Here is a 2,100-nt window from a genome sequence, read left to right on the forward strand (position 1 = left end):
TGACCTGCGGCTATTCCCGTACGAGGCGTGGCGGCGGCTGACCGGTCGCGAGCTGCGGAGGGCGGCGATGGGCACGGGCATGCACGGTGACCCGGCCGGGCACGCCGGGCTGCGCGCCGCGATCGCCAGGCACATCGGCCTTTCCCGAGCCGTACGGGCCCGCGCCGACGATGTGTTCGTGAGCCAGGGGGTGCAGCAGGCACTCGACTTGATCGGCCGGGTGCTGGTCGGAGCCCGGGGACCGGGTGGCGGTCGAGGACCCCGGATATCCGCCGGCCCGTGAGCTCTTCCGGTCCATGGGGTGCGAGGTGGTGGGCGTGCCGGTCGACGGGGACGGCCTCCGGGTGGACGCTCTGCCGGACGACGCCAAGATCGTGTACGTCACGCCCTCGCACCAGTTCCCGCTGGGCATGCCGATGTCGCTCGAGCGGCGGCTCGCACTGCTCGACTGGGTACGCCACCGCGATGCCGTGGTGATCGAGGACGACTATGACACCGAGTTCCGGTACGGCGGGCGCCCGATCGAGCCGCTGCAGAGCCTCGACGACACGGGCCGGGTGCTCTACGTCGGCACCTTCTCCAAAGCCATGTTCCCGGCACTGCGGCTCGGCGTCGTGGTCGCGCCCATCTCACTGCACGAGGCCCTGCGGGCGGCCAAGTACGTCACGGACTGGCACTCCTCGACCCCGACGCAGGCGGCTCTGGCCGCATTCATCGACGAGGGCCTGCTGGCCAGGCACACCCGGAGGATGCGGCGCGAATACCAGGCCAGGCATGAGCGCATCTCCGAACTCCTCGCCGGCGATCTCGCCGGGATCCTCCACCGGCGGACCGGTGCCGGTCAGCGTCACCGACTTCACCGTGAGGAGCCCCATCGACCTGCCGGGCATCGCCCGTGCCGGGTACCGGCTGCGCAGGGGCTGGCCGGATCTGGAGGGCGCGGTGGGAATGTGGCTGTGGACCAGCCCGCTGGAACGGCGGGTCGGCTCGGTCTCGGTGTGGACCGGCGAGACGGCACTGCGCGGTTTCGTGATGTGGCCCGTCCACGTGGAGATCATGCGCAGGTACCGGCGGCGCGGCTCGATCAGGGCGGCGACCTGGACGGCCGAGCGGTACGACCGCGGCGAGGTGTGGAGGGTGGCCCGGCGCCGGCCGGCCGCCGGCACCCGTTCGACCGGCGACCGGATCAGCCGAGGGTGACCGAGCCGCTCGTGCCCACGAGGACGGCGGTGAGCGCCGGACGCTCGGCTCGGCGCACGTCCAGGTCGGCGCCGAGCAGGTCCAGGCAGAGGCGCACCGCACCCGGCTCGGGATGGGCGGCGGTGAACGACACCAGCGGTACGACCGGAAGGCCGCGGTCGGCCGGGTGCACGGTGGTCCCCCAGTCGATGAGGAAGGGAACGGGCCCGTCCCGGATCGCCGTGAGCCGCCACCGCAGCAACTCGCCGCCCCCGGTGCGCCGTGACATCGACTCGGCGTCGCCCGGGTCGTAGCCCAGCGCCCGCGACCGCATGACACGGTCCTCGATGTCGGCCGCCCGGATCGCCCACGTGACCAGCCGGGGTCCGGTCAGTCCGTCGAGGCCGAACGGCCTCGGCCGGTCCGGCGCGGGCTGATCCGGGTCCGGCCCGACGATCTCGAGGTAGCGGCGGCCGCCGAGACCGAGCAGCCGGTTGCGGGTGCCCAGACCGGGGTGCCGGCCGCCTTCGACCGGCCGTACGCCGGTCAGCGCCTCGACATGGCGGGCGGCCTCGTCGAGGTCCGGGCCCGCGTAGACGAGATGGTCGAGTGAATCGTCGATGACCGGCATGCGGCTCCTACCCTCTCCTTCGCGACTCCGCCCTGGTGCGAGGCCGGACGCCTGGGCCCGAACGGGGGCCCGGAGGCCCTGGGCGGCGAACGATCGACGATCTTAGAGTTCCTCTGGTGTCCCGTCCGGCGAGGTTGTCACACCTGCGCTCCGCGACGGGACGTGCGGCCGATCGGGGCGAAGGCCCGGCCGGCTATCTCACGGTCGTACTGCTGGTGGCCGCCATCATCGCCGGTGTGGGGTTCTCGGGGGTCCCGGCCCTGGTCGCCGGTCACCTCGAAACCGCGGTG

General features: G+C 72.9%; 2 protein-coding genes and 2 pseudogenes. 3 read left to right on the top strand and 1 reads right to left on the bottom strand.

Annotated elements, in window-relative coordinates:
• The 3 genes and pseudogenes from HKK72_RS40400 to HKK72_RS38770 form a co-directional block, all read left to right on the top strand.
• Positions 1–283: pseudogene (locus HKK72_RS40400) on the top strand (hypothetical protein); the annotation flags it as partial.
• A pseudogene (locus tag HKK72_RS43060) lies at positions 246–740 on the top strand (PLP-dependent aminotransferase family protein); the annotation flags it as partial. The pseudogenes HKK72_RS40400 and HKK72_RS43060, both read left to right, overlap by 38 nt.
• Before the next feature lie 34 nt (positions 741–774).
• Entirely contained in the window at positions 775–1,200 is a 426-nt protein-coding gene (locus HKK72_RS38770; protein ID WP_187239355.1) for a hypothetical protein, read from the top strand.
• Here HKK72_RS38770 and HKK72_RS38775 read toward each other — a convergent pair.
• The gene (locus tag HKK72_RS38775) at positions 1,187–1,810 is read right to left on the bottom strand and encodes a VOC family protein (RefSeq protein WP_187239356.1); all 624 of its coding nucleotides are present in this window, start codon (positions 1,808–1,810) and stop codon (positions 1,187–1,189) included. The two genes, HKK72_RS38770 and HKK72_RS38775, sit on opposite strands and share 14 nt — an antisense overlap.
• Between the last annotated feature and the right edge of the window lie 290 nt (positions 1,811–2,100).

The organism is Actinomadura sp. HBU206391, assembly GCF_014323665.1.
Taxonomy (GTDB): domain Bacteria; phylum Actinomycetota; class Actinomycetes; order Streptosporangiales; family Streptosporangiaceae; genus Actinomadura_C.

Bases quoted from the DNA above. Each gene is read 5' to 3' on its own strand.
- HKK72_RS38770 (WP_187239355.1), top strand. From the start codon at position 775: ATGAGCGCATCTCCGAACTCCTCGCCGGCGATCTCGCCGGGATCCTCC.
- HKK72_RS38775 (WP_187239356.1), bottom strand. From the start codon at position 1,810: ATGCCGGTCATCGACGATTCACTCGACCATCTCGTCTACGCGGGCCCG.